Raw genomic sequence first — 3,664 nt, forward strand, 5'->3', positions numbered from 1 at the left:
CTCGCGGCCATTGTCATGGGCCGATTGTGCCCGGCGAGTGTGACGTCTGACGGAAGCCTAAGTGTGAAAACGTCAACGGGCCGACATCATGCGTTTTACCAAGTCTTGGTTCCCCGCCACCGGGTATTCGGCCACTCTCCTGTGTAAGCCTCCTGCGATGGCTTCCCACCACCCCCACGCGAAGGGAAAACCATGCGAATATCCGGATACCGGGCCGGGCTCGCCGCTCTGGCCGCCGGCTCCTCCTTGGTGCTCGCCGCGGCCCTTGCCGGCCCGGCCGCCGCCACCACCACCGGCGCCCACACCAAGTCCCCGGCCAGCTTCCCGCACTACAACCACGTGTTCAACCACGCCCGGCACGCCGACCAGATCTGGGGCGGCTACGCCGACACCGGCACCCAGTTCACCTCGATCAGCGGCTCGTGGACGGTGCCGACGCTGGACTGCTCCTCGACCCCGGACAGCTCGGTCTCGCCGTGGATCGGCATCGACGGCTTCAACTCCAGCACCGTCGAGCAGATCGGCTTCGACCAGGACTGCCAGGGCGGCCAGGCCGGCTACTACCCGTGGGTGGAGATGTATCCCGCGGACTCGGACTACTTCACCGAGACGGTCAACGCCGGCGACCAGATCACCGCCTCGGTGTCGGTCAGCGGCAGCGCGTGGACGCTGACCGAGAGCGACACGACCCAGGGCTGGTCCAAGACGTTCAACGAGACCGGCGACGACCAGCTCTCCTCGGCCGAGGCGATCGTGGAGGACCTGGGCGACGGCATCCAGCCGGTGGCCCCCTTCGGCTCGATCACCTTCAACAACCTGACCGCCAACGGCCAGCCGCTGTCCGACGCCGGCACGCCCAACTCCACCGACATCGAGCGCGGTGACACGCCGCTGACGCAGAACTCTCCTTTGTCCGGCGGCAGCTTCACGCTCAGCTGGCTGCAGTCCTGACCCGGCGGCGGCCGACGCGCCTCCCGGCTGGTGCCACTCCCGCCGGTCCCCGTCGGCCGCTCCCATAGGCCATTTCCCCAGGCCGGTTGCAAGTGGGTTGCCACCGGTCGCCCCCGGCCGGCGCCCCTCCGGCCGGTGCCCGGGCCGCCGCACCATCACGGCGGCCCGGGCCACTCCCATCGGACGCCGATGACGCACGGGTCCAGGTCGACGCTCATCGCGCAGGCCCGATCCCCGTCGTCCAGCGCCAGGACGCGCTCGGTCTGGACGGTGTCATCCGTGCGGGCGGCCGTGAACTGCACACACCGCGCGGGCAACGCCGGCCGGGTGAACTCGACGTCGATCACGTATTCCCGCACCGGCAGCCGCATTCGGCGGCTGGTGTCGCAGTCCTGCGGATACGGCGGGGTGAATTCGACGACGTATTCCATGACCAGGAGTTCCCCGCGTTGCAGCGGTCGCGGCAACCGGAGCTCGGCTATGGTCAAGCCGGCCTCCGGCTTCGAGCGGACGGCCCCGAGGGTGCAGCCGCGCAGCGGGTGGATCACCGGGGCGCTGCCGTCGGTCGCCTGGTCGATCACGATCGAGGACCGCACATCGTTGGTCGCGGCCCGGACCAGCGCCCGGGAGTAGAGCTCGCGGAACCGCCGATCCGGGCCGATTCTCAGGCGCTCGTACTGGGAGAGGCGGACCAGCGAGTCGTCCGAGCCGGTGTCGAATTCGCTGAGCAGCCCGGCGATCGGATCCCAGTCCCGGTACACCTCCACCAGATCCGGGGCCTGGTTGTAGACCTGACGCCCGCGTGCCCGGTGCGGACCGACCAGCGCGGCAAGTGCGCCGGGCGGCACGCCGACGATCTGCTCCAGCCGGTTCAGCGCGGCCATCGACGCGGCCCGTTCCGGCTGACGCCGCCCCGATTGCCAACTGCTGAGGGTGGCCAGACTGACCGGCGCTCCGTGCTGGCGCAGCCGGTACTGGATCCGGTCCAGACTCAGGCCGCTGCCGGCGATCGCGGCCCGCAGCGCCGCCGCGAACGGGCCGGAGGCCAGCAGCCGGGGCAGATCGCCGGGCCCGATCGGATCAGCCGCCACGGGACGGAACCATGAGAACGAGGCCTCCTCACGGGCGCTGATCCACCCCCATGTCAGGACGGTCATTCCGTCGTGCCGTGCGGTCGAAACCCGGGCCCGGGCACCGGGTCACCTGTCAGCGTGAGTGTTTTCTCAGTACATTGAACATCATGAGCGGATTCGACGGTCTCGACTCCCACCTGGGCAATCTCAGCCGGCTCTCGTCGGCACAGACCCGATCGATCAGCGCGGAGAACCCCACCGGGGCGGTCGGCGGCGGCGCGCGGGCGACCGAGGGGCTCGGTGCGGCCGCCGCCGAGGGCCTGGGTACCGGCTGGAAGATCGCGCCGGCCGTCCTGCTGCCGGCGCGCGGCGTCTTCACCATCGCCGACGTCACCGGGCCCGGCGCGATCCAGCACATCTGGATCACCGTGCCCCCGAAGTTCTGGCGGATGCTGCTGCTGCGCTTCTATTGGGACGGCGAGGAGGATCCGTCCATCGAGGTGCCGCTCGGGGACTTCTTCTGTAGCGGGTGGAACGAGTTCAGCCAGGTGTCCTCGATCCCGATCGCGGTGAACCCGGCCGGCGGGCTCAACTCCTACTGGCAGATGCCGTTCCGGCGCTCGGCCCGGATCACCGTGGAGAACCTGAGCGGCGAGGAGACCGGGGGATTCTACTATCAGGTCACGTATACGCTGACCGACGTCCCCGAGGACGCCGCGTACCTGCACGCGCAATGGCGCCGCGGCAACCCGGTCGCCGACGGCGTGCACACCCTGCTGGACGGCGTCGTCGGCCAGGGCCACTACGTCGGCACCTACCTGGCCTGGGGCTCGAACAACAACGGCTGGTGGGGCGAGGGCGAGATCAAGTTCCACCTCGACGACGACACCGACTACCCGACGATCTGCGGCACCGGCACCGAGGACTACTTCGGCGGCGCCTGGTGCTTCGAGCATCCCAGGGGCACCTACGCCGAGTATTCGACCCCTTATCTCGGCCTGCCGCAGGTGCTCCGGCCGGACGGCTTCGGCCGCACCCAGCAGCGTTTCGGCATGTATCGCTGGCACATCCCGGACCCGATCCGCTTCCGGACGAAACTGCGGGTCACGATCCAGGCCCTCGGCTGGCGCAACGTGTACGCGGGCCGGATGCGATACCTGAAGCTCCAGGACGATGTCGCGTCCACGGCGTGGTGGTATCAGACGGAGCCGCACGCGCCGTTCGGCGACAGTCCCACCGCGGATGAGTTGGAGGTCATCTAGGGCCGTGTCGGGCAATGTTTGCCTGGGAGTTCGCGCTTTGCTCGGGCGGGAGTTCGCGGCGTGGTTCGCGACGTGGTTCGCGATGTGGTTCGAGACGTGCCGGTCGGCGGGTGGGATCCGTTGGCGGGTGGAGTTTGCTGGGGTCTGGAGTTTGTGGGCCGGGTTGCGGCTGGGCTGTGGGTTTTAAATGCTTTTTACGGCCTTCGGTCATAGTTGTGCCGGTTCGGGGTTCGGGGTGGTGGGTGTGTTTGTCGGCTGCCGGTTTTCGCGTTCACAACCCCGCCTCACCTCAGGCCTCTTCAACTCCAGTAAGCCAGTGCAAGGTCAAGGGCTGTGGTGAAGGGCCGGGCCTCCGGCGGGCCTCGGCAACCTCAGGGA

Annotated in this window: 3 protein-coding genes; 2 read left to right on the top strand and 1 reads right to left on the bottom strand. The window is 68.9% G+C overall.

The genetic code is table 11. The features are described 5' to 3' along the window. The first annotated feature begins 192 nt into the window (after window positions 1-192). Window positions 193-951, top strand: coding sequence for a G1 family glutamic endopeptidase (locus KGQ19_RS47940; RefSeq protein ID WP_212022224.1), 759 nt, complete (start codon window positions 193-195; stop codon window positions 949-951). A 155-nt stretch (window positions 952-1,106) separates the two neighbouring features. On the opposite strand, the gene KGQ19_RS47945 is transcribed toward KGQ19_RS47940, so the two are convergent. Then, on the bottom strand, window positions 1,107-2,042 hold the full coding sequence (locus KGQ19_RS47945) for a hypothetical protein (protein ID WP_212022225.1): 936 nt from the start codon (window positions 2,040-2,042) through the stop codon (window positions 1,107-1,109). A gap of 149 nt (window positions 2,043-2,191) precedes the next feature. Between KGQ19_RS47945 and KGQ19_RS47950 the strand changes: the two genes are divergently transcribed. After that, window positions 2,192-3,286 carry a glycoside hydrolase family 172 protein gene (locus KGQ19_RS47950; RefSeq protein ID WP_212022226.1) on the top strand — a complete coding sequence of 365 codons (1,095 nt, stop codon included), beginning with the start codon at window positions 2,192-2,194 and terminating at the stop codon, window positions 3,284-3,286. The last annotated feature ends 378 nt before the right edge of the window (window positions 3,287-3,664 follow it).

This window comes from Catenulispora pinistramenti (assembly GCF_018274385.1).
GTDB lineage: Bacteria > Actinomycetota > Actinomycetes > Streptomycetales > Catenulisporaceae > Catenulispora > Catenulispora pinistramenti.